The sequence below is a fragment of the Pantoea sp. ICBG 985 genome (assembly GCF_002928365.1).
In the GTDB taxonomy this organism is placed as follows: Bacteria; Pseudomonadota; Gammaproteobacteria; order Enterobacterales; family Enterobacteriaceae; genus Pantoea; species Pantoea dispersa.
This window is the reverse complement of record NZ_POWM01000011.1, coordinates 37,909-56,611: the sequence shown is the minus strand read 5'-3', so window position 1 is coordinate 56,611 and position 18,703 is coordinate 37,909. Positions and strand designations below refer to the sequence as shown.

Here is an 18,703-nt window from a genome sequence, read left to right as displayed (position 1 = left end):
CTCCTGCTATTCAGCATAGGCGGTATACTGTTATCCGGAGGAATCATCATGTCATATAACCTTGCAGCCCGGACCCGGGAAGAGCGCGACAGAGTTAATGTGGATTTAGCTGCGTCAGGCGTGGCCTGGAAAGAACGCATGAACCTGACGGTAATCCCCGGCGAAGTTGAGCGGCAGCAGCCAGAAGAAATGCGTGAATACTTCCGGGAGCGCCTGGAATTCTACAGGAAAGAAGCGCTGAAGTTCCCGCGAGGCAGCGATCCTGTTTATCAGAAGGAACCTGAGAAATAGCTGCTTCATTGAGCGAAAATCGGAGACTGGCTTGATGGCAAAGGTGTCATTTTCGGGCTGAACCACGCCACTCTGAGCTCAGTGTAATAGCAAGAATCAAAACTTTGCTGGCGCAGAATCCGGTTCGGGGAAACCCGTACTCACCGAAGTATTACCAAACGGGCCGGACGGGGCGGGTGCAGAACAACTCCCCGTGGGAAGATGTATCGCCCTGTCCGGTACCACATATAGTAGCACTGCCAACTGCAATCATAACAAGATGTAGTGTCCAGCCAGCTGCAAGATGGCAGTTTGTCAGGATAGGTGTATTACCAAATGTGAGCGAACGGTAAAGCATCAGTCCGTTTTTTGCCAATAGCAGATGTAACTAACAACAGGTTGTGTTAATTTAAAATATAAGTTTGCTGGCAATATTAATTTAAGAAAAGGAAATATCAAATGTATGATGGCGGCTTCCATGTAATATCGACCAATGCTTCCATTCCAAAAGACATACTACCATTTCGAATTAATGATGATTATTCCATTGAGTCACCAAAATCATTTGAATTGGATTTATTTGATGAAAACCTTAAAGATGCAGGTTATTTCTCAAGGATGTTCATTCCATTTGGATCTGAAAAAGTTGAAATTGATAATGAAGGTCAAAAAAGCACAAGGTGGGAGCACGCGGACAAGAGTGAAATATATCTGTTAAAGTTTCGAAACTTCAATAAGCATATCAGTGAAATAATGTATGCAGGAGCATTAACTACCCCCAAACTTCGATTTACCATGCAGACTATTTATTCTGATGAAACAGAAAGTTCATACTTAGCCCGAGGCCTTTCATCATACAGTGACTTGACGCTGATGACTATAGGGAGCCATCAAGATAGGGTTGAGTTTAGTAATGAACAACTAACTGAATTCAAAGATATATTCATCTTAATAAAAAATCTTGATGAGAATAGTCGCTACAGAGGTATATTACAGCTGTTCCATGAAACTGATAACATACCCCAGCAGAGTAACTTACTTACTTTATCTTATTTTTCTACTTTAGAGGCGTTGCTTACTAATGGAAGAAGTGATGGGGAGTCCATTACTAATCAGTTAATTTTTAAAACTCAATTTATATTAAATAGGAGTGGTCAGGTTAGCCATCAAAACCTTTTTAATGGTTTAGGTTATGACACTTTATGGAAAAAACTATATAAACTCAGAAGCAACATTGCGCACGGAAATAGCTTTGACTTTAACAAAGAACTCTCATCGTTAAAAAATATAGACATTGTTAATGCTTATTTGGATATGGTAATTCAAAAGGTTATCAAATACAGCCTGAATAACCAGCAGATGGTTGACGATCTCAAGAATTGTTAGTCACTTTAAGTCTATATAAGAAATTATGAAGTAAAAGTGTTGAGTTTGATACTAATCCTATAATATTTACGTCTGCTATTTTCTCGTAGCGGACGATGTCCGGCGTCAGCTGAATATATGAGTGTCAGAAAACAATGTGTCCCGAAAAGGTCGTAAAAACCGCCTGACGGCGGCTTGTCGGGTTCCTACCAACTCTTTACCGGGCTTTTTGTGAAGGAGCCGCCGAGGACTGTGGCATCAATGGCGTTACGACAGTCTTCTGTGCCGCGCGGATCGGTAGCTTTTCTGCATTCCTCATATTTAGCAGCGCGCTCTTTATCATGCTCTTTATACCACTCAAGACTTTTAGCGCCCGCATCACAGCCGGTAGTAAGCGTCTCACCTGCACCGTCTTGCGCTTTATCGGTTCGGCCCACTTCACTCTGACAGCACAGGTGATGCTTGTTTCGTCTAATCGGCTTTGAGTGCCTCATATTTTTACTAAGATTAATCTGGGCGTGGATTAATCCCGTCTTTTTAATAGCTTTTAAATGGAGATTACAATGGAACTTGTAAAAGAAGCGGAACTGAACAGAAGCGTCTCGTGGGGCAGCATCATTGCGGGCGTGGTAACGGTAATGGCAGTGTCCCTGCTGCTGACCACGCTTGGGTCAAGCCTTGGTTTTTCAATGCTTTCACCTCAGTCTGACGATGTCATTAACGGTGCTGACAAGGCTGTTATTATCTGGTCAGTTATCTCGATAGTGCTGAGTCTGGCCTGCGGCGGTTTTGTGGCCGGCAGGCTGGCGGGCGCGGATGGAACCATCCATGGATTTCTCTCATGGGCCACATCCCTGCTTGTTGCTTCCGTGCTGGGCTTCGCCGCCGCTGGCGGCATTCTGCACATGGCGGGAAGCGCCGTTGGCGCAGCAGCATCTGCTACGGGTTCTGCTGTGAGTGGACTGGGCAGTGCCGCAGGAAAAGCATCGGGCGCAACAGCCGATATCGCTCAGAATGTTGCTGACAGGCTCGGACTGAACACGCAGCTCACAGCCCCGCAGGCGGACAAACAGGTACTTGATGCGCTGCGCAGGAGCAACATTAAAGAACTTCAGCCGGAATTTCTGCAGTCCCAGCTTCAGGCAGCGGGGAGTGATATTGCAGATTCGGTCAAAGATTTGGCTGTTAACCCGGGCAACAGTGACGCCATTATTGATACGCTGAGCGGTAAACTGAAGTCACGGGCGGATGCAGTCAGCAAAGGTGTCGACAGGAATGAGGTGAAAAAAGCGCTGGCAGAAAATACCCGTCTGTCACCGGAAGAAGCGGACAGGGCCGTCGATAACTTCATTCAGGCGCGTGACAAAACCGTTCAGGAGGTAAGCGACCGTATGGCCCGGCTCCAGAGTAATCTGAACGATGCGAAGGCGCAGTACGCGGAATTCAAAAAGCAGGCAAAAGAGAAAGCTGACGAAGCCGCCAGCGCGGCTGCAAAAATCGCTCTGTGGTCATTCATCGCTCTTCTGGCGGGGGCTGTTGTCAGTGCGCTGGCCGGTTTGTGGGGGGTGAATACTCACCCTGCCTACCGGAAAATCAGGGCCTGAAAGACACCGGATGGGCGTAATAACCCCAACCATCCGGAATGGAGGTTGTCTTTCTGATGTGTAGCTCATCTCTGGATTCAGCATAAATAAAAAGGGCTGCGGCTAAAGCCGCAGCCCTTTTGTCTGCTGAAAACTGCAACTGTCCCGGACGTGTCGGGTGCCTCCCGATAGGTCAGAAAAGCCAGAACCTGACCTGCCGTTTCTGCTCATTGCCAGGATGATTATGTTTGTATCTGACTTGGCCCCGCCGCTGAGGGGGATTCACGTCCGTTTGTTTACATCCATCAGATTTCCTGTAGAAAACTGAGCGGTGCCGGGTGCCTCCCGGTGAGTCAGGAAAAGCCACAACCTGACCCGCTTATTGGCCAAGGCTTTCAGCCTTTTTGTGGCTCAGCCCCTCCGCTTAGGGGGATTCACCGCTTGGTTAAAATAACATACCTCACGCGAAATTTTGGCATTACTCATCTTAAAAATGGTACTGATGAGTGGTACCTAAAAAAGTATTTTCCTAACGGTGGTAACCGTGACAGCCAGTGTTCAGTGCCGGCCAACAGCCGATACTGAAAGTCATTGTGGATTTGTCAGGGAGGTGATTCTGCCGTATAACCCGCTGTGCCCTGCGCTCATTTTAGTTCCGGTTGGTATCTGGTGTGGTAAAAGGGATGCTGATAAATTAAGTAATTATGAATTATTTCCAACTGAACAGAGCGCAAAATAACCGTGAAAATTCTGACTATTCAGTACGTACGCGGACTGGCGGCCTTGCTTGTAGTCATTGCCCATAACGCTGCCTTTCTGGGGGATTACTGGGCAAATCACATTCCCGGAGCCCTGGGCGTGGATGTTTTTTTCATCGTCAGTGGTTTCATTATGACGTTCATCACCCGCCAGGCACCGGAGGAAGCCAGTACATTTTTAATTAAGCGTTTTTTCCGCATATGGCCTCCCCTCTTTCTGGTCTGGCTCGCCTCACTTGTCTTTGTTTATCCTGAACGGACCATCGGCCAGATGTCATGTGTGCTTTATTTCTGCCTTCAGGATTACACCAGACCGGGGCCGACGTTTGGTTTCAGTCCGCTGGGGCCACCCTGGACCCTGTCCTATGAAGTCATGTTCTACGCCGTTTTTGCCCTTTCCATGCGTCTCAGTTATCGCTACCGCAGCTGTCTCTGTGCGCTGATTTTTATGACTGCCATGGTGGGATTTCAGCTCTTTTATAACGGCAGTTTCAGCTTCTCCTCTCAGGTATCACCTGAAATGGTTGTCTCGGACTGGTGGCAGGGCTGGATTAAAATTGGCAGTAACACGATTGTTTTTGAATTCATTGCGGGTATGTTTCTGGCAGAACTGATGGTGAATAACAAAATCAGTGACTCCCGCGTTATCCGGGCAGTGGCGTGGGGTGCTCTCGCTTTAGCCATTACTTTTGTCACCATCACCGGGCCGCAGGTTTTCGGCATGAGCGGCGGCTTCTGGCCGGCGCTGGTAATTATGGCTTCGGTCATTGCGCTGAGCTGCCATATAAAAACCGTAAACATTCGCGCGCTGTCATTTCTGGGTGATATTTCTTACTCACTGTACCTGGTTCATTACCCGGTGATGCTTTTTATCAAAAACGCTTTACCTTCATCGGCGATGCAAAACGGTAACCCGGCAGTATTTATACTGTCAGTCGTCATAAGCACGGGAATAGCGTCAGTGATGTTCAGGCTGGTTGAAATACCCTCGGTACAGTTAGGGAAAAAAATCACCAGGAGCCTCTTGCTAAAAAGAGCCTCCGAAAGCAGCCAGTCTTAAAGGGAAAAGTCATTTGAGCCGGAATCTTTAAAGCATCATATATATGTATTGATGAAACCAGACTTCGCTTATTTCACGCCAGTATTTATGAAGTTTTTTCCTGAACGGGGTTCAAAATGATTCATGAAAAAAAGCACGTATTGTGGACCGTCAGCCTGATGAGTTTAAATTTACTTTCATTTTCATCAGTGGCAGCCAGTGTCTGTGACTCGGTTGCCGATGAAGATTCACAGACCGTCACCAGTCAGGAAACCGAAGAATGTACGGTTTCGCCGTCACTGGGTTTTTTCTCGGTGGCTCAGGGAGCTTCTGTTGATGTTACCCGTGAGGGCGTGGGTGGCGTCGCGGTCTATATTCCGGACAACAATCTGGAAGTGTTTGGTAATGGTGGCACCATCACTTCTGCTTACACGGGTATACGCATAGCCAGTAACGGGCCTGGGGTGTCAAACGAAACTCACATTGATGACTTTATTAATGACGGACTTATATCCGTGACCGGAGGGACAGGTATTGCCGCCGTTTATAACGTTTCAGGGTTTATTGGGGATTTTACAAACAGCGGCACACTGCAGAATGATTCCCTGATCACCAATATGGCCCTCAACAGCGATCTGACCGGAAACGACAATTACACCACCGCCCTTTATAACCTTTCATCAATTGACGCGGTTTTTAATAACGGGAAAATCAAAGCTGCGACAGGTATTACTAACCTTACAACGAGTGGAATAACCAACCGGATAGGTAAAATTGACAATACGGGCACCATTACGGGCTCCGTCGGCAATGGTATTCTCAACGAAGGAACGATTGGCAGTATCCTCAATGAGTCTGGTGGAATCATTCAGGGGGCAGACACGGGTATAAGCAATGCCGGTAACATCTCTCAGATTGTAAACAGCGGCACAATCAGAGGGGGAAACTGGTCTGTATACAATTCAGGCAACATTAGCGGCGGTATTCACAACTCAGGATTGCTTGATGGCTCTGTTTACCTTGGCAACTCAGCGATTTATATCAGTGGGACCAGAGCGGTTATTAACGGCGCATTAACCGGTCAGGCGGGCTCTGCAGTGTTCGTGGGGGATGGAAACTCGTCCGCAGCGTTCACCGCCACGAATAACGCAAGCGTGGACAATATTACCGTCACGTCCGGCAGTTCACTGACGCTCTCACCATCTGCCCGCTGGTCCGCCGCTAACGGCACGGTAAATAACGGCACCCTGACCCTGGAAAGCGGCAGTATCCTTGACGGTGCCCTGTCACAGAACGGCACACTGCTCTTCAGTACGGAAAAAAACGCCTCCTCAGTCATTAATGCCAGCCTGACCAACCGCGGAAGCCTCGTGCTGAATCCCACCCCGGCCAGCGCGGGCAACACCCTGACGGTTAACGGTGATTATACCGGACTGCCCGGCAGCTCGGTATCGCTCGGCAGCGTGCTGGGCGGCGATGACTCCCTGACTGACCGCCTCGTGGTGACCGGCAACACAAGCGGTGCCAGCACGCTTTTCGTGACCAACGAGAACGGCGGCGGCGCGCAGACGCTGGACGGTATCCAGCTCATCAGCGTGGGCGGGCGCTCTGACGCCGTGTTCTCGCTGGGTAACCGCGTGGTGGCCGGTGCCTACGACTACAGGCTGCGCAAAGGAAACGTTTCGGGTACCGACACGGCGGGCTGGTACCTGACCAGCACTGCCTTCGCATCAGTCCCTGACCCCACACCTTCTCCCGGGCCTTCACCTGAGCCAGTCCGCATGTATCGCCCCGAGGCGTCGGCCTACACGGCTAACCTTCAGGCGGCGAATACCCTGTTTGACCTGTCAATGCGGGACCGCAGCGGGGAAACGCGCTACAGCGACCCGGTAACGGGGGAGGCCCGTACGACCAGCCTGTGGATGCGTAATCTGGGCAGCCACGGGCGCGCGTCCATGGCGGACGGCCAGAACCGCACGCAGACTGACCGTTATGTGCTGCAGCTGGGCGGGGATATTATTCAGGGCTCCACAAACGGCACGGACGCGCTTCACGCCGGCCTTATGGGCGGCTACGGCCGGGCGGACAGCGGCTCACACAACGGCCTGACCGGCCGGGACGCAAAGGGCAGCGTGAGCGGATACAGTGCAGGGGTGTACGGCACGTGGTACCAGAACGCAGAGGCCAAAACCGGCGCATGGGCCGAGACGTGGGCGCAGTACAACTGGTTCCGCAACGAGGTCTCAGGGGATATGCTGCCTGTGGAGCGCTACAACAGTCAGGGAATAAAGGCGTCGCTGGAGGGCGGCTATGCCTGGCTGGCGGGACGCTGGCAGAGCCGCAGCGGAACGGAGAACCGCCTGTTCCTTGAACCGCACGCGCAGGCTGTCTGGTCCGGCATCCGGGCGGATGACCACACCGAGGCGGGCGGCACCCGCGTGCAGGGGACGGGAAACGACGGGGTCACCACCCGCCTGGGACTCAGAACCTACCTGAACGGGAAAAGCCGGCTGGACCAGCAGACCGTGCGCGAGTTCCAGCCGTTCGTGGAGGTGAACTGGCTGCACAACACACAGGTGTACGGCGTGCGCATGAATGAAGAAACGGATGATGTGCGGGGTAGCCGGAACGTGGCCGAGCTGAAAACGGGTGTGGAGGGGCGTCTGTCGAGGAGCCTGTCGGGCGCCCTGGTGTTCACGCAGCAGGCCGGAGGCGGTGGCTACCGCGACAGTCAGGGCTCGCTGCAGGTAAGCTACCGGTTCTGAGATATCATCCCGTCGCGGGCAGCAGGTCAGCTTTCCAGGGCAGCAGATCGCGCAGCCGGTTCACCGGCCAGTCCTGGATGTGGCCGATGACGTAACGCAGCCACGCCTCCGGCTCCACGCCGTTCAGCCGGCAGGTGCCGATCAGCGAGTACAGAACCGCTGCCCGCTCCCCACCTGCGTCTGAACCGGCGAACAGCCAGTTCTTCCGGCCCAGGGCGACGCACCGCAGCGCGTTTTCCGCGATGTTGTTGTCGATTTCCGCCCAGCCATTGCTGCAGTACAGGTTCAGCGCGTCCCACTGCTTCAGCAGGTAGGCGAACGCCTTTGCCGTATCGGAGTGGCGCGACAGCTCCGTCATCTGAACCTGTATCCAGTCGTACAGCGACTGCATCAGCGGCACGGTCTGCGCTTTCCGGACCGCCAGCCGTTCCTCTGCCGGGCTTCCGCGTATCTCCGTCTCGATGGCATACAGTTCGCCGATGCGCCTGAGCGCTTCGGTGGTGATACCGGTCGGCGTGCGGGCATGAACGTCGTGGATTTTCCGCCGGGCGTGGGCCATGCAGGCCGCTTCCGTGATGCGGTCGTCTTTGTACAGGGCGTTGTAGCCCCCGTAGGCATCCGCCTGCAGGATGCCGCTGTACCTGGCGAGATGCTGCTGTGGATGAACGCCCTTACGGTCCGGCGAGTAAGCGAACCAGACCGCCGCCGGCAGCTGCGAACCGGCGTTGCGGTCATCCCGTACGTACACCCACAGCCGGGCAGTCCGGGTTTTGCCGCTGCCCGGCTCCTGAACCGGCACCGGGATATCGTCGGTGTGCACCTTACCCGGCATCAGCACGTACTGACGCAGCAGCTTATACAGTGGCTCCAGCAGTTCGCTCACCGCGCCGGACCAGCGCCCCAGCGTGGCACGACTCAGCTCCACGCCCTGACGGCGGTATATCTCCGACTGACGATAGTGAGGCGTGTGCTCCGCGAACTTCGCCGTGACGATGCGCGCCAGCAGCCCGGGGCCCGCGTAGCTGCGCTCTATGGGTTTTGACGGCATGGGGGCCTGAACGATGTGGTCACAGCGGCAGCAGGCCAGCTTCGGCCGCTGCGTCTCGATGACCTTAAAGGCGCTGCTGATGAGCTCCAGCTGTTCCGACACGTCGCAGCCCAGCGCGCTGAGCTCGCCGCCGCAGGCCGGACAGGCGGTTTCTGTCGGTGGCAGCATGCGGATTTCACGGTGAAGCGAGGCCGGCAACGGTTTGCGGGCGGAAGACTGGCGCAGCGGCGGCGGAAGTACCGGGTCATGCTGTTCACCCAGGACCTCTGCCATCTCCTCCTGCAGGGCGCTGATGTGCTCCTCTGCCTGACGCACCTGACGCTGCGTTTTCTCCCGCAGCTTTTCGGAGCTTTTGCCGAACTGCATCCGCTGCAGCTTCGCGACCAGCGCTTTCAGCCGGCTGATTTCGCTGGCGTACGCCGCCACCCGTTGTGACAGGAGGCGGTTGTTTTCGGCCATCTGCTCAAGGCTTCGCTGCTGTGTGTCCAGCAGCGCCCTGAGGCGGGCATTTTCTGCAGAAAGTGAGCGTTCCATGCGCTCACATTACGCCGGTTCAGATGCGCAGGCCAGGAGGATTTATCCGCTGCGGATGCTTCCAGTTAATGCCTTCCAGCAGCATGGCCAGCTGGGCCTGCGTCAGGTGCACCCTGCCGTCCCGGTTCACCGGCCAGACGAAACGCCCCCGCTCAAGGCGCTTCGTAAAAAGACAAAGACCATCGGGGTCTGCCCAGAGGACCTTAACCATATCGCCGCGCCGGCCCCGGAAGATGAACAGGTGGCCGCTGAAAGGGTCGGCACGCAGCGTGTTCTGCACCTTTGCGGCCAGACCGTTGAAGCTGCAGCGCATGTCCGTCACGCCGGCAACCAGCCAGATGCGTGCGCCTGCCGGAAAGCTAATCATACCTCACTCACACGGATTGCACTGACCAGCGCCCGCAGCAGCTCCGGTGTCACGGGGCCGGTCAGGCTCAGGGTGCCGCCAGGCAGCGTCAGCTTACAGCTGATAACGGGGGGCGAATCCGGTGTGCCGCCGTTCTGCCTGACCGGAACAGGAAAAGGCTCAACCGTGACGGGTATCATCCCGGCGCGCGTGGCAGGATCCAGCAGGCCCTGACGGTGCAGGTTGCGCCAGTTAAATACCAGATTGTCATTGACCCCATGCTCCCGGGCCAGCTTTGCCACGCAGGCGTCCGGCTGCAGGCTCAACTCTGCCATACGGATTTTGAACTCCAGCGGCCAGTCCGGACGCCGCTTTTTTACGGGCAGGTTCGTTTCCAGATTGAAGGCGTAGAGCTCCTCCTCAAGCCGTTCAGGCGTGTAGTCCTCGGGCAGCGGCCAGTTAATACCCGTACGGCGAAAACGCTTGAACATTTTATGCGTAGCGGAAGTGCTGACTTTCAGTTGCTCAGCGATTTCACGGTAGGTCAGGGCGTCGTTAAACCGCAGGCTGAGTGCAGTAATGATCCAGGGTCGACTGGTGTAAGGCGTGTTTCTGTCCACGGTAGTGTCCATGTTCGCGAAAGTGTCCATGGTAGGAAACACGGGAAGAAATGGAAGACGGTATAAACGTGACGCTTACAGCCGGTAAGCAGTACAGCGGTCAGTAGGCCCAGTGAAAGAAGTCCCGTTTTCATCATATCTTCCTATTAGTGAATGAATCGCGACATCAATTGTAAACCGGCAGTACGTAATGTTACATGGTAAGAAAGACAGGATATTTTACAGACACCCGGCATGTGGCTTGTCCAATATAGTGGGATAATGATCCTGCCCTGCTGCATCCGGGCGTCTGTTAAGACAAAGGAACCTGGTGCTGGTCCTGCCTAGCTGATCGCCCGGCTGTATGACGCTCACGACTCCAAAGGAGGGACCTCATACGTTGAAGAGCAGAATGATGCCCATATTCATGCGCGGCGACTCCGGCCCAGCGAATGAAGAATACTGATTGGGGTCATTGATTATCAGCTCATCGATTTTTACCGGCGCACTGCACTGATACGTAGCCACTTGAACTGATCAACAAGCGGTTATATTTCAACCACTCTTTTTTGTTTCACTGTTACCGCCGTCGCCAGGGTTTTATCCACAGGGTTCCGGCCGGGATATGCACGCCGGTTGTGGACAACGAAGTATTACGATGTTGCTGCGCGCCGCTTTTATCCGCCAGTAGGCGGGGAAAGGCACAAAACCCGGCCCGTGCGGCCTGCGGCCAGTGCCGTGCCTTCACTGTAGCCCGATCGCCTTGTGGTCAAGCGCGCCTCCTTCGCCCGTTCGCACTCCCTCTGCCGCGCTTACTTCCGTCGCGCTTCCGCTCAGTTTTCGCGTCAGCGCCGTGCGTAATCACGGCTCCGCTCGCTTGCGCTGCGGCCTCCTCGTCCCGCTTGACCACTGCGTCTCTTCGTCGGGCTGTCATTCAGGCACGGCACAGGCCGGATCTGAGACAACTTTGACTGCGGAGGATTGCTTATGACTTTTAACGGGCCAGCGGTATACGTCGGGACTTATCACAAATATAACTGCGGCAGCATTTTCGGGAAGTGGTTCGATCTCACGGACTTTGAGGAGAAGGACGAGTTTCATGAAGCCTGCCGCGACCTTCATGCCTCAGAAGACGATCCTGAATTCATGTTTCAGGACTGGGAGGGGATCCCGTCACAGTTCGTGTCGGAATCTCATATTGACTGGGACTTCATCGCCGCCTGGAAGCAGGCCAAAGAAGAGGGGAGAGAAGCCGCATTTATTGCATGGGCGGACTATTCGGGCGTGTGTGATTTCGACGCGTTTGACGACGCGTACCTGGGAGAGGCGAAAACCGAGGAAGATTATGCTTACGAGTATGTCGAAGAACATGGCCTGCTAAATGACGTCCCGGAGCCGCTGCGGTCTTATTTCGACTACGAAGCGTATGCGCGTGACCTGTTCAGCAGTGGTCTGATACTGCATGACGGTTTTGTGTTCAGTAACTGATGATTTCGGCAGGGCTGGCCCTGCCGTAAAGGAGAAAAATGAAACTGTCACCGCAAACCCGCGACATTCTTCGCCAGTACAGGGCGCTGATTAACGAGCACCGCCGCAGCAGTGGACTGAGAGAACTCAGGACGGAGGAAGTCGTGGATGAAATCTGCCATTTCATGACCTGCCAGTGTGCCGTCTACATCGGCGGCCGCTTCATTAAGCAGGACGGCAGGGGATAATCAGCAACGTTCAGGCGGTTACGGCCGCCTGTCAGTCCGCCCAAAACCCTGCGCCTGCGGCGGGAGAAAGGCAGAAGACACGCCTGGCGGCGCGCTTCCTGCCTTTCTGCTTATTCCGGCAGCGTGCAGAAGATCAGGGAAAATAGAACCAGGCCGTTGAGATGAGGCCATCGTTGATTTCAAAAACGGCAATGCTTTCAAGCGGAGAGGGTGACAGGCCGTGAATAAATTCATGATCAAACACTTTATTCCCCAGCACCGTTCTGGAAATCAGTTCCGCTCTAAGTGCGGGATTGTTGAAACGGTTGTTGATGTAGAAATCACGCAGTGCTGGTTTTCCCTGTGTTGAGGGCGATTCAGCAGGCATACGGTAGCCCTTAAAATCGTCAGCAAAGCAGGCCATGAAAGCGTCGATATCATGCGCATTGTACGCCTCAAACTGAGCAGCAACAGGACAGGTGACTGACATGCCGGACCTCTCTTTAGTGAATTAATATGCTTTTTGTCAGCATTAATATTCAATAAAGAAAGGCGTTTCACAACACCTTTCTCAGTCCGCCGCAGTTTATCAGGTAAAGGTCTTTTACCCCGGGCGTCCTGTCGGCTGTCATGCTTCGCACAGAGCCGGCGCGCCGTCTCTGCCCGGGACCGGCCCCGTTCCGGTTCCGGTCCAGCGGGTTTCCATCCTGACGCAACACCTTTCGCCTGCAGCAGCCGTTCCGGCTGCGCCGCTCAGTCGCGCCGTCTCCGGCGCTCCGCGCATCCCGCCAGCACACACGGCGGGATGTAAGGGGCAACGCCGTTTCGCGCCCGCGCGCCACGCCGTTGCGGCGGGTTCCCGCTTTCCGCAGGGGTTGTGTTCGCCCGTCTGAGTCCTTTCGCCTGGGCTGAGACAAGCACAAACCGCCTGGCTGTCCAGGGACGGCTGAAGCCTCTCGCCGGAAAATTTTTTGTCGGGCCAAAAATTTTTCCGCTCGCGCCCGGACAGCTGCACCGGCCCGTGCCCGTTACGCCCTTTGCGGCGAACGGCTCTCAAACGGGTGAAGGATACAACCTGGGGAGAAAGCAGCAGTTCCCCGCAAAACGTCAAGACCGCGGCCCCGGCAACTCAACGGGTGTCCGTTTATCCTGAGCTGGACTGTTTGCGTGGAAGAACAGGTCAGCAGCCAGAACGAGGCGTTCCGTAAGGAGCAGGACATGGGCAAGAAGGCCAACTCCTCCTACGGCAAGCTGTTCCCCAACACGCAGCGCACCTACGAGGAGTGGCGCGACCTGCGCATGGGGCTTGCCAGCAACGAAATTGCCATGTGCAGCTTCAACCTTAACCTCACGCTGTTTACGCCCGACAGCGACAGCGGGCAGCAGCGCTGTGAGCTCTCGGCCATCAACGTGTTCCGCAAAAATGACCTGGAGATGTCCGCACCCCGCTATCAGCAGCTGCGCAACTGGCTGACCTCGCTGCCGTTCCTGATGCAGGAGGGGCTGTGGGACGACATGAAGCACATGAACGCCACGCTGCGCTGCAAGAGCTTTAATGCCGTGAACCTGATGCCGGTAGTGGCCGAGCGCCAGATGGCGGCATCCGGCAGCCCGCTGCCGACCTACCGCAACGCGCTGGCCTTTTTTGACATGTTCAGCGAGAGCAACGGTGCCACCAACTTTAACATTGCGGTGACCGGCACCACCGGCGCGGGCAAGAGCTTTTTTATTCAGGAGATTCTGCGACAGGTGCTGAACGCTGGCGGCTTCGGCTGGGTTATCGATATGGGGGGCAGCTATAAAAACTTCTGCCGGCAGGCGGGCGGTTCGTATCTGGACGGCGCGACGCTGCGCTTTAACCCGTTTGCCAACGTGCGGGACATTAAAGAGTCGGCGGAGGGCATTCAGGGGTTACTCACCGTGCTGGCCAGCCCCAACGAGCCGCTGGATAAGGTCAGCGAAACCATCCTGCTTAAAGGCGTGGTGGCGGCATATGAGGCGAAACAGAACCGGGCGCGCATCGATGATGTGGTGCACTACATGACGTCTGCGGAAGTCAGGGAGGCGTACGGCGAACAGCCCACCATTATGAACCGCATCAACGAGCTGGTACTGCTGCTGGACCGCTGGTGCACGTGGGGGGCGAACGGCGATTACTTTAACTCGGATAACCCGACGCTCGACGGCGATACCCGCTTTGCGGTGCTGGAGCTGCTGAGCCTGGAAAACCAGCCGCACCTGCTGTCCGCCATCCTGTACTCGCTGATCCTGGCGATTCAGGAAAAGATGTACCACTCGCCGCGCAGCCTCAAGAAGGTGGCCATCATTGACGAGGCCTGGCGACTGTTCAGCGGCTCCAACCCGCATGCGGCACGCTTTATCGAAACCGGCTACCGCACGGTGCGCCGTCACCGCGGCGCGTTCATCACCATCACGCAGGGCATCAAGGACTTCACGGGCACCAAAGACCAGGCGGCACCGCCCGCCGCCGCCGCCGCGTGGGACTGCTCCGGTACTAAAGTCACGCTGCTGCAGGACGCCAAAGCGTTCAAAACCTACCTCAACGCCAACCCGGATCAGTTCAGCGAGGTGGAAACGCAGGTTATCCGCGGCTTCCAGCCGGCGCGCGATACCGGCTTCAGCTCGGTCATGATCTCCACGGGCGAGAACAGCTCGTTCCACCGCGTCTTCGTTGACCCGGTCACGCGCGCCATGTTCAGCACCCGCGGGGAGGACTACCAGTACATGACAGAGGCGCAGAAGGCCGGCGCAACCAGCGAGGAAGCCGCGTACCTGCTGGCCTGCGAGCCGCACATGTATCAGGCCGAGATGCAGGAGCTGGAGCGCTGGGCCGGCCTGCCCCCCGTATAAAAAGAGGAATCAACGATGCAGGAAGATATCCATGCCTTATCCGCTGTGGCGGGCGAAACGCCGGACGCGCAGCCATTGCGTGAGGACGTAACCGTGAAGCGCGTTTCCGGCCTGCTGCACCGTCGTAGCGTCCGGCTGGCCGCGTTTGCCGCGCTGGTCATCACGCTCAGCGCCGGCGTCAGCGCGCTGGTTGCGCAGGCCGTACAGCCCGACTACGTGGTGTTTGACATGAAAGGCACCATCGACACCTTCCGCCAGCAGACCGCGCAGTCTGCGCTGGATAAGGAGAGACTGGCGGCGCTCACGAAGCGCTTCGGCTCTGCGCTGGACGCGAGCCTGTCGGACTGGCAGGCCGCGCACGGCGGCGTCATCCTGGTGAAGGGCGCGGTGGTGGCCGGCGTCACCGACATTACGCCGGCGATTCAGGCCGATATCGCCCGCCAGATGCAGGCGACGCCATGAAGCGGCTCACCACAGCGGCTGCTCTGCTCGCCACAGCGGTTATCTGGTCCGCGCAGTCGAAAGAGCTCGGCACCATCGGCCACCTGTTTCCCATTGCCGAGCCCGACCTGCTGGCCTTTATCGGCCAGCGCCTGCAGGGAATGAAAGACAGCGGTGAGCTGGACCGGCTGCAGCACGAGGCCGAGGCGCGGGTGAAGGCCCACGCCGTCAGGCCCGCGCCGGTGGCCGGCCTGACGCCAGCGAAAACGGACAGGGCATTCCTGTATGACCCGACCTTCACGGTGCGGGAAACCATCCGGGACATGCGCGGCAACGTCATCGCCCGGGCGGGAGACAAGGTCAACCCGCTGGATAAGGTCGCCTTCAGTGAGACGCTGTATTTCATCGACGGCGATAACCCACAGCAGATGGCGTGGCTGAAGCCGCAGCTCGCAGGACAGCAGAACTATAAGGTCATTCTGGTTAACGGTAACGTGCACGATAGCAGCATCGCGCTGGATGAGCCGGTGTACTTCGACCAGTACGGTACGTTAACAACAAAATTCGGCTTTGAGCACACGCCGGTGCGCATCACGCGCGCGGACAGGATGCTGAAGGTGGAGGAGGTGGCGCTGAAATGATTGGAGAGCTTAACGGACAAATGGGAGATGGTGATTTGGTGTTAATACTGAAAATTCTGGCATCTCTGATACTAGGTCTCACATGTTTTCTTGTTTGTTATACGGTTCATGAGGGACTGGCAGCAATGAAAGTAGAGCGTGAAAATCGCCGAAAGACCCGCAGAGAGTTACGGCGCCAGCACAACATATACTCTGCTCAGGCAGTTGCGCCGTTTGGCAGCCCGGCGATGGCTGCACGTGCGCTTGCGCATGAGCAAACCGTTTACTGGCAGCAGTTACTGGCCGCTTTCGCGGCCTCCATTGAGGCGGAAGGTTACACCTTCGGCACCGATGCACAGGCAAAAGTGGCGTTACCGCACGCTGTGCGGGCCCGTGCGGGTGGGGACATTGTGAAAGCGCGTTCGCGACACATTACGCCGCTGCGGAGTGAGGCGGCGCTGGAAGATTTGCAGCTGCAGGCAGCGGAGGACGGCCACGCGGGCAGCTGGGCGGACTGGTGCCAGCGGGGAGCAGAGGCGGCCGGCTGGTATGTCACCAGGCGTGGGGTGGACCAGCTACCTGACGATGCGGTAACGAAGTGAGGAGCGGAATATGACGCAAACCGAAATAGGTGTTTTGTCCCTGATAGGTGTGCTGGCAGGGGGAGGGTTAATTAACCTTGTTAACTTTCTTCTTGAAAGTTCGCGTGGTCGTGAAGAGGTTCCTCCTGAAGAACAGCCCCTGCGCCGGAATGACCTGGGAAACGTCGAACAGGATTATCACGCGATGCTGCAGCGCCTCGGCGTAACCGACAGGTGGTTCCGTCATGCGTGGCCACTGACGCAGATAAGCCTGATGTGGTGTGGCCCGCCGGGCTCGCTCACAGTCGGTATTTCGGCAGCGCTGCGCGCAGCAGCTGGAGAGCTTTCAAAGAACGGCGCCGTGAATTTCAGCTGTGACTGCCTCACTGAGGCGGGGGTTCCGCCAGACCTGATGTGGCACATCGCTTCAAGAATCACCGAAACGGAACCGTCAATTTTTATCGACGGACACGGCAGCAAAACCCGCCCGGGGGCGTGGCGGCGCGGATTTAAATACGTCCGGATGCCAGATAGTCTGGAACGCGTGGCCATCCTGCTGCAGGGCATCCGACATACCTCCGCAGAGACGCTTTCACTTTATTTGCTGGAAGTAGCAGACAGGCTGGAGAGAGGAGACTCAGACGGGGTTAAGCATGATGACGACAGCGGCTGGGCCTTCCGCACATTTGCGGCGGTCCCGTATTACTGAAAACCGGTAACCCTTTCCTCCCCGCGTTGCGCAGGCTGTTCGTTCCTCGCGTGCGCTGCGGTACGCCTCAGCCTGCACCCCGCAGGCAGGCCTGTTTAACGTCTGACCCCGGCAGCCCGGCTGCCGCAACCACGGAATTTCCTCTTATGACACACCCCGCTGAAATATCGGCTCAGCCGGTCGTGCGCGATCGCTGGGGCGGCTGGACGCATCCTGCTTTTTTCCTGCCGGCAGGCGGCAATGATTATCCGCAGCCTGGTGAATTTGAAGCCTGGCTTGATGAACATAATCTGCGGTCGGCAACGACCTGGATGGAAAACGACGTGCCAGAATGGATGATGGATGTTTTCCGGAAAACCGGTAACTGCAGTCAGTGGCAGCCTTCCGGCCCCCCGGGTCCGGGCTGGTTTACCGGCAGCATCCACGATACGGATGAAGGCCCGGTGTGCGTCTGGCTGCGGCGAAAGGCGGAGGCACAGGACGCATGAAGCGCTTTTTCCTCATACTGTGCCTGCTGACAGCGGGCATTATGGCAAAGCCGGTGATGGCGGCAACCAGCAACGCCGGCGACGGCCGCTGGGTGAATCCGATCAGCGACGTCTGCTGGAAGTGCCTGTTTCCCATGACGCTCGGCAGCATTCAGCTGGCATCCGGCGCGCATCCTGATACACCCAATCCCGCCTCGCCCATCCAGCTTTGCCCGTACGGCATTTTTTACCGGCTGGGGCTGGCCATCGGCTTCTGGGAGCCGCTGGCCATGACGGACGTCACTCGTGAGCCCGGCGTCATGGTGAACATGGGTGGTTTTAAAATTGATTTGGGGCGAACCGGCACCGGGCGTGGCGGACAGAGTGATTCGCCCTCGCCCGGGAGCTTCTATCACGTGCACTGGTACAAGTATCCGCTGATTTTCTGGCTGAACATTATTACCAGTGAAGGCTGCATGCAGACCGGTGATATGGACATTGCCTACTTGTCTGAAGTGGACCCGCTTTGGAACGACAGCACGCTTGCCATGATCCTGAATCCGGAAGTGGCGCTCTTCAGTAACCTGCTGGCGCAGGGCGCCTGCGCGGCTGACTCAATCGCTTCTACCGCGGGCATGCCGCTGGACCCGCTGTTCTGGTGCGCCGGCGCACAGGGCTCGATGTATCCGTTCACGGGCTATACCAGCAACGAGTTTTCTCCGCTGGAGGCTTCGCTGCTGGTCAGCGAACGCATGGCGTTCAAGCTGCATCGCGAGGGGCTGGTCATGGAGACGGTCGGGGCCGACACGGCGGTGTGCTACGAATATCCGTCCCCGATCATCCCCAAGTCCCGATGGCGGTATCAGATGGTGAACATGTACCCCGAACCTTCGGACTGCCACCCGTTCGGCACGACCACGCAACTGTGGGGCAGCACGCACAACACGCCCGCATCAAAGAAAAACTTCGGCTACCTGATGTGGCGAAAGCGCAACTGCGTATACCTGTAAAGG

Annotated in this window: 18 protein-coding genes and 1 pseudogene; 14 read left to right on the top strand and 5 right to left on the bottom strand. The window is 56.2% G+C overall.

The genetic code is table 11. The features are described from left to right. Positions 1–48: 48 nt before the first annotated feature. Together C1Y42_RS22530 and C1Y42_RS22525 are read left to right on the top strand one after the other, a co-directional pair. Positions 49–291, top strand: a complete 243-nt coding sequence (locus C1Y42_RS22530) for a DNA polymerase III subunit theta (protein ID WP_104094420.1) — start codon at positions 49–51, stop codon at positions 289–291. 438 nt (positions 292–729) lie between these two features. Beyond that, the gene (locus C1Y42_RS22525; protein WP_104094419.1) at positions 730–1,656 is read left to right on the top strand and encodes a HEPN domain-containing protein; all 927 of its coding nucleotides are present in this window, start codon (positions 730–732) and stop codon (positions 1,654–1,656) included. A 185-nt stretch (positions 1,657–1,841) separates the two neighbouring features. Here the strand turns inward: C1Y42_RS22525 and C1Y42_RS24110 are convergent, their stop codons facing one another. After that, on the bottom strand, positions 1,842–2,129 hold the full coding sequence (locus C1Y42_RS24110) for an EexN family lipoprotein (protein ID WP_158251417.1): 288 nt from the start codon (positions 2,127–2,129) through the stop codon (positions 1,842–1,844). A 69-nt stretch (positions 2,130–2,198) separates the two neighbouring features. Here C1Y42_RS24110 and C1Y42_RS22515 point away from each other — a divergent pair, with 69 nt between their 5' ends. The 3 genes from C1Y42_RS22515 (at position 2,199) to C1Y42_RS22505 (ending at position 7,780) form a co-directional block, all read left to right on the top strand. Continuing rightward, a complete protein-coding gene (locus C1Y42_RS22515; protein ID WP_022622972.1) occupies positions 2,199–3,239 on the top strand; it encodes a hypothetical protein in 1,041 nt (346 codons plus the stop codon). Positions 3,240–3,959: 720 nt separating this feature from the next. Then, a complete protein-coding gene (locus C1Y42_RS22510) occupies positions 3,960–5,036 on the top strand; it encodes an acyltransferase (RefSeq protein WP_104094418.1) in 1,077 nt (358 codons plus the stop codon). Positions 5,037–5,152: 116 nt separating this feature from the next. Next, a complete protein-coding gene (locus C1Y42_RS22505; RefSeq protein WP_233209859.1) occupies positions 5,153–7,780 on the top strand; it encodes an autotransporter outer membrane beta-barrel domain-containing protein in 2,628 nt (875 codons plus the stop codon). Between the two features lie 4 nt (positions 7,781–7,784). Here C1Y42_RS22505 and C1Y42_RS22500 read toward each other — a convergent pair whose 3' ends face one another. The 3 genes from C1Y42_RS22500 to tnpA are packed head-to-tail and all read right to left on the bottom strand — an operon-like array spanning position 7,785 to position 10,340. Then, a complete protein-coding gene (locus tag C1Y42_RS22500) occupies positions 7,785–9,362 on the bottom strand; it encodes an IS66 family transposase (RefSeq protein WP_104094417.1) in 1,578 nt (525 codons plus the stop codon). A 19-nt stretch (positions 9,363–9,381) separates the two neighbouring features. Next, positions 9,382–9,729, bottom strand: coding sequence for an IS66 family insertion sequence element accessory protein TnpB (gene tnpB, locus C1Y42_RS22495; protein ID WP_058702782.1), 348 nt, complete (start codon positions 9,727–9,729; stop codon positions 9,382–9,384). After that, complete coding sequence (gene tnpA, locus C1Y42_RS22490; RefSeq protein ID WP_233210752.1) at positions 9,726–10,340, bottom strand: IS66-like element accessory protein TnpA; 615 nt, start codon at positions 10,338–10,340, stop codon at positions 9,726–9,728. Before tnpA ends, tnpB begins: the two co-directional genes overlap by 4 nt. Before the next feature lie 954 nt (positions 10,341–11,294). On the opposite strand from tnpA, the gene C1Y42_RS22485 reads away from it, so the two are divergent. Together C1Y42_RS22485 and C1Y42_RS22480 are read left to right on the top strand one after the other, a co-directional pair. Beyond that, positions 11,295–11,795 (top strand): antirestriction protein ArdA, encoded by a 501-nt coding sequence (locus C1Y42_RS22485; protein ID WP_104094416.1) that lies wholly within the window; start codon positions 11,295–11,297, stop codon positions 11,793–11,795. A gap of 38 nt (positions 11,796–11,833) precedes the next feature. Further along, the gene (locus C1Y42_RS22480) at positions 11,834–12,022 is read left to right on the top strand and encodes a hypothetical protein (RefSeq protein WP_104094415.1); all 189 of its coding nucleotides are present in this window, start codon (positions 11,834–11,836) and stop codon (positions 12,020–12,022) included. Positions 12,023–12,155: 133 nt separating this feature from the next. Here the strand turns inward: C1Y42_RS22480 and C1Y42_RS22475 are convergent, their stop codons facing one another. Further along, positions 12,156–12,491: a nuclear transport factor 2 family protein gene (locus C1Y42_RS22475; protein WP_104094414.1), complete on the bottom strand. Its 336-nt coding sequence runs from the start codon at positions 12,489–12,491 to the stop codon at positions 12,156–12,158. Between the two features lie 647 nt (positions 12,492–13,138). Between C1Y42_RS22475 and traC the strand changes: the two are divergent. The 7 genes and pseudogenes from traC to traU all read left to right on the top strand — a co-directional run. Next, positions 13,139–14,872 (top strand): annotated as a pseudogene (gene traC / locus C1Y42_RS22465) (type IV secretion system protein TraC); the annotation flags it as partial. Between the two features lie 15 nt (positions 14,873–14,887). Beyond that, positions 14,888–15,334, top strand: a complete 447-nt coding sequence (trbI, locus tag C1Y42_RS22460; protein ID WP_104094412.1) for a type-F conjugative transfer system protein TrbI — start codon at positions 14,888–14,890, stop codon at positions 15,332–15,334. Then, positions 15,331–15,954, top strand: coding sequence for a type-F conjugative transfer system protein TraW (gene traW, locus C1Y42_RS22455; RefSeq protein WP_104094411.1), 624 nt, complete (start codon positions 15,331–15,333; stop codon positions 15,952–15,954). The genes trbI and traW overlap by 4 nt, the downstream gene beginning before the upstream one ends. Before the next feature lie 227 nt (positions 15,955–16,181). Continuing rightward, a complete protein-coding gene (locus tag C1Y42_RS22450; protein WP_104094410.1) occupies positions 16,182–16,535 on the top strand; it encodes a hypothetical protein in 354 nt (117 codons plus the stop codon). A gap of 10 nt (positions 16,536–16,545) precedes the next feature. After that, complete coding sequence (locus C1Y42_RS22445; RefSeq protein WP_104094409.1) at positions 16,546–17,223, top strand: hypothetical protein; 678 nt, start codon at positions 16,546–16,548, stop codon at positions 17,221–17,223. Between the two features lie 146 nt (positions 17,224–17,369). Then, positions 17,370–17,711, top strand: a complete 342-nt coding sequence (locus tag C1Y42_RS22440) for a hypothetical protein (protein WP_104094408.1) — start codon at positions 17,370–17,372, stop codon at positions 17,709–17,711. Continuing rightward, positions 17,708–18,700 (top strand): conjugal transfer pilus assembly protein TraU, encoded by a 993-nt coding sequence (gene traU / locus C1Y42_RS22435; protein ID WP_104094407.1) that lies wholly within the window; start codon positions 17,708–17,710, stop codon positions 18,698–18,700. The genes C1Y42_RS22440 and traU overlap by 4 nt, the downstream gene beginning before the upstream one ends. Positions 18,701–18,703: the final 3 nt, after the last annotated feature.

Coding starts and splice junctions, on each gene's coding strand:
- C1Y42_RS22530 (WP_104094420.1), top strand. CDS start 49: ATGTCATATAACCTTGCAGCCCGGACCCGGGAAGAGCGCGACAGAGTT.
- C1Y42_RS22525 (WP_104094419.1), top strand. CDS start 730: ATGTATGATGGCGGCTTCCATGTAATATCGACCAATGCTTCCATTCCA.
- C1Y42_RS24110 (WP_158251417.1), bottom strand. CDS start 2,129: ATGAGGCACTCAAAGCCGATTAGACGAAACAAGCATCACCTGTGCTGT.
- C1Y42_RS22515 (WP_022622972.1), top strand. CDS start 2,199: ATGGAACTTGTAAAAGAAGCGGAACTGAACAGAAGCGTCTCGTGGGGC.
- C1Y42_RS22505 (WP_233209859.1), top strand. CDS start 5,153: ATGATTCATGAAAAAAAGCACGTATTGTGGACCGTCAGCCTGATGAGT.
- C1Y42_RS22500 (WP_104094417.1), bottom strand. CDS start 9,362: ATGGAACGCTCACTTTCTGCAGAAAATGCCCGCCTCAGGGCGCTGCTG.
- tnpB (WP_058702782.1), bottom strand. CDS start 9,729: ATGATTAGCTTTCCGGCAGGCGCACGCATCTGGCTGGTTGCCGGCGTG.
- tnpA (WP_233210752.1), bottom strand. CDS start 10,340: ATGGACACTACCGTGGACAGAAACACGCCTTACACCAGTCGACCCTGG.
- C1Y42_RS22485 (WP_104094416.1), top strand. CDS start 11,295: ATGACTTTTAACGGGCCAGCGGTATACGTCGGGACTTATCACAAATAT.
- C1Y42_RS22480 (WP_104094415.1), top strand. CDS start 11,834: ATGAAACTGTCACCGCAAACCCGCGACATTCTTCGCCAGTACAGGGCG.
- C1Y42_RS22475 (WP_104094414.1), bottom strand. CDS start 12,491: ATGTCAGTCACCTGTCCTGTTGCTGCTCAGTTTGAGGCGTACAATGCG.
- trbI (WP_104094412.1), top strand. CDS start 14,888: ATGCAGGAAGATATCCATGCCTTATCCGCTGTGGCGGGCGAAACGCCG.
- traW (WP_104094411.1), top strand. CDS start 15,331: ATGAAGCGGCTCACCACAGCGGCTGCTCTGCTCGCCACAGCGGTTATC.
- C1Y42_RS22450 (WP_104094410.1), top strand. CDS start 16,182: ATGGCTGCACGTGCGCTTGCGCATGAGCAAACCGTTTACTGGCAGCAG.
- C1Y42_RS22445 (WP_104094409.1), top strand. CDS start 16,546: ATGACGCAAACCGAAATAGGTGTTTTGTCCCTGATAGGTGTGCTGGCA.
- C1Y42_RS22440 (WP_104094408.1), top strand. CDS start 17,370: ATGACACACCCCGCTGAAATATCGGCTCAGCCGGTCGTGCGCGATCGC.
- traU (WP_104094407.1), top strand. CDS start 17,708: ATGAAGCGCTTTTTCCTCATACTGTGCCTGCTGACAGCGGGCATTATG.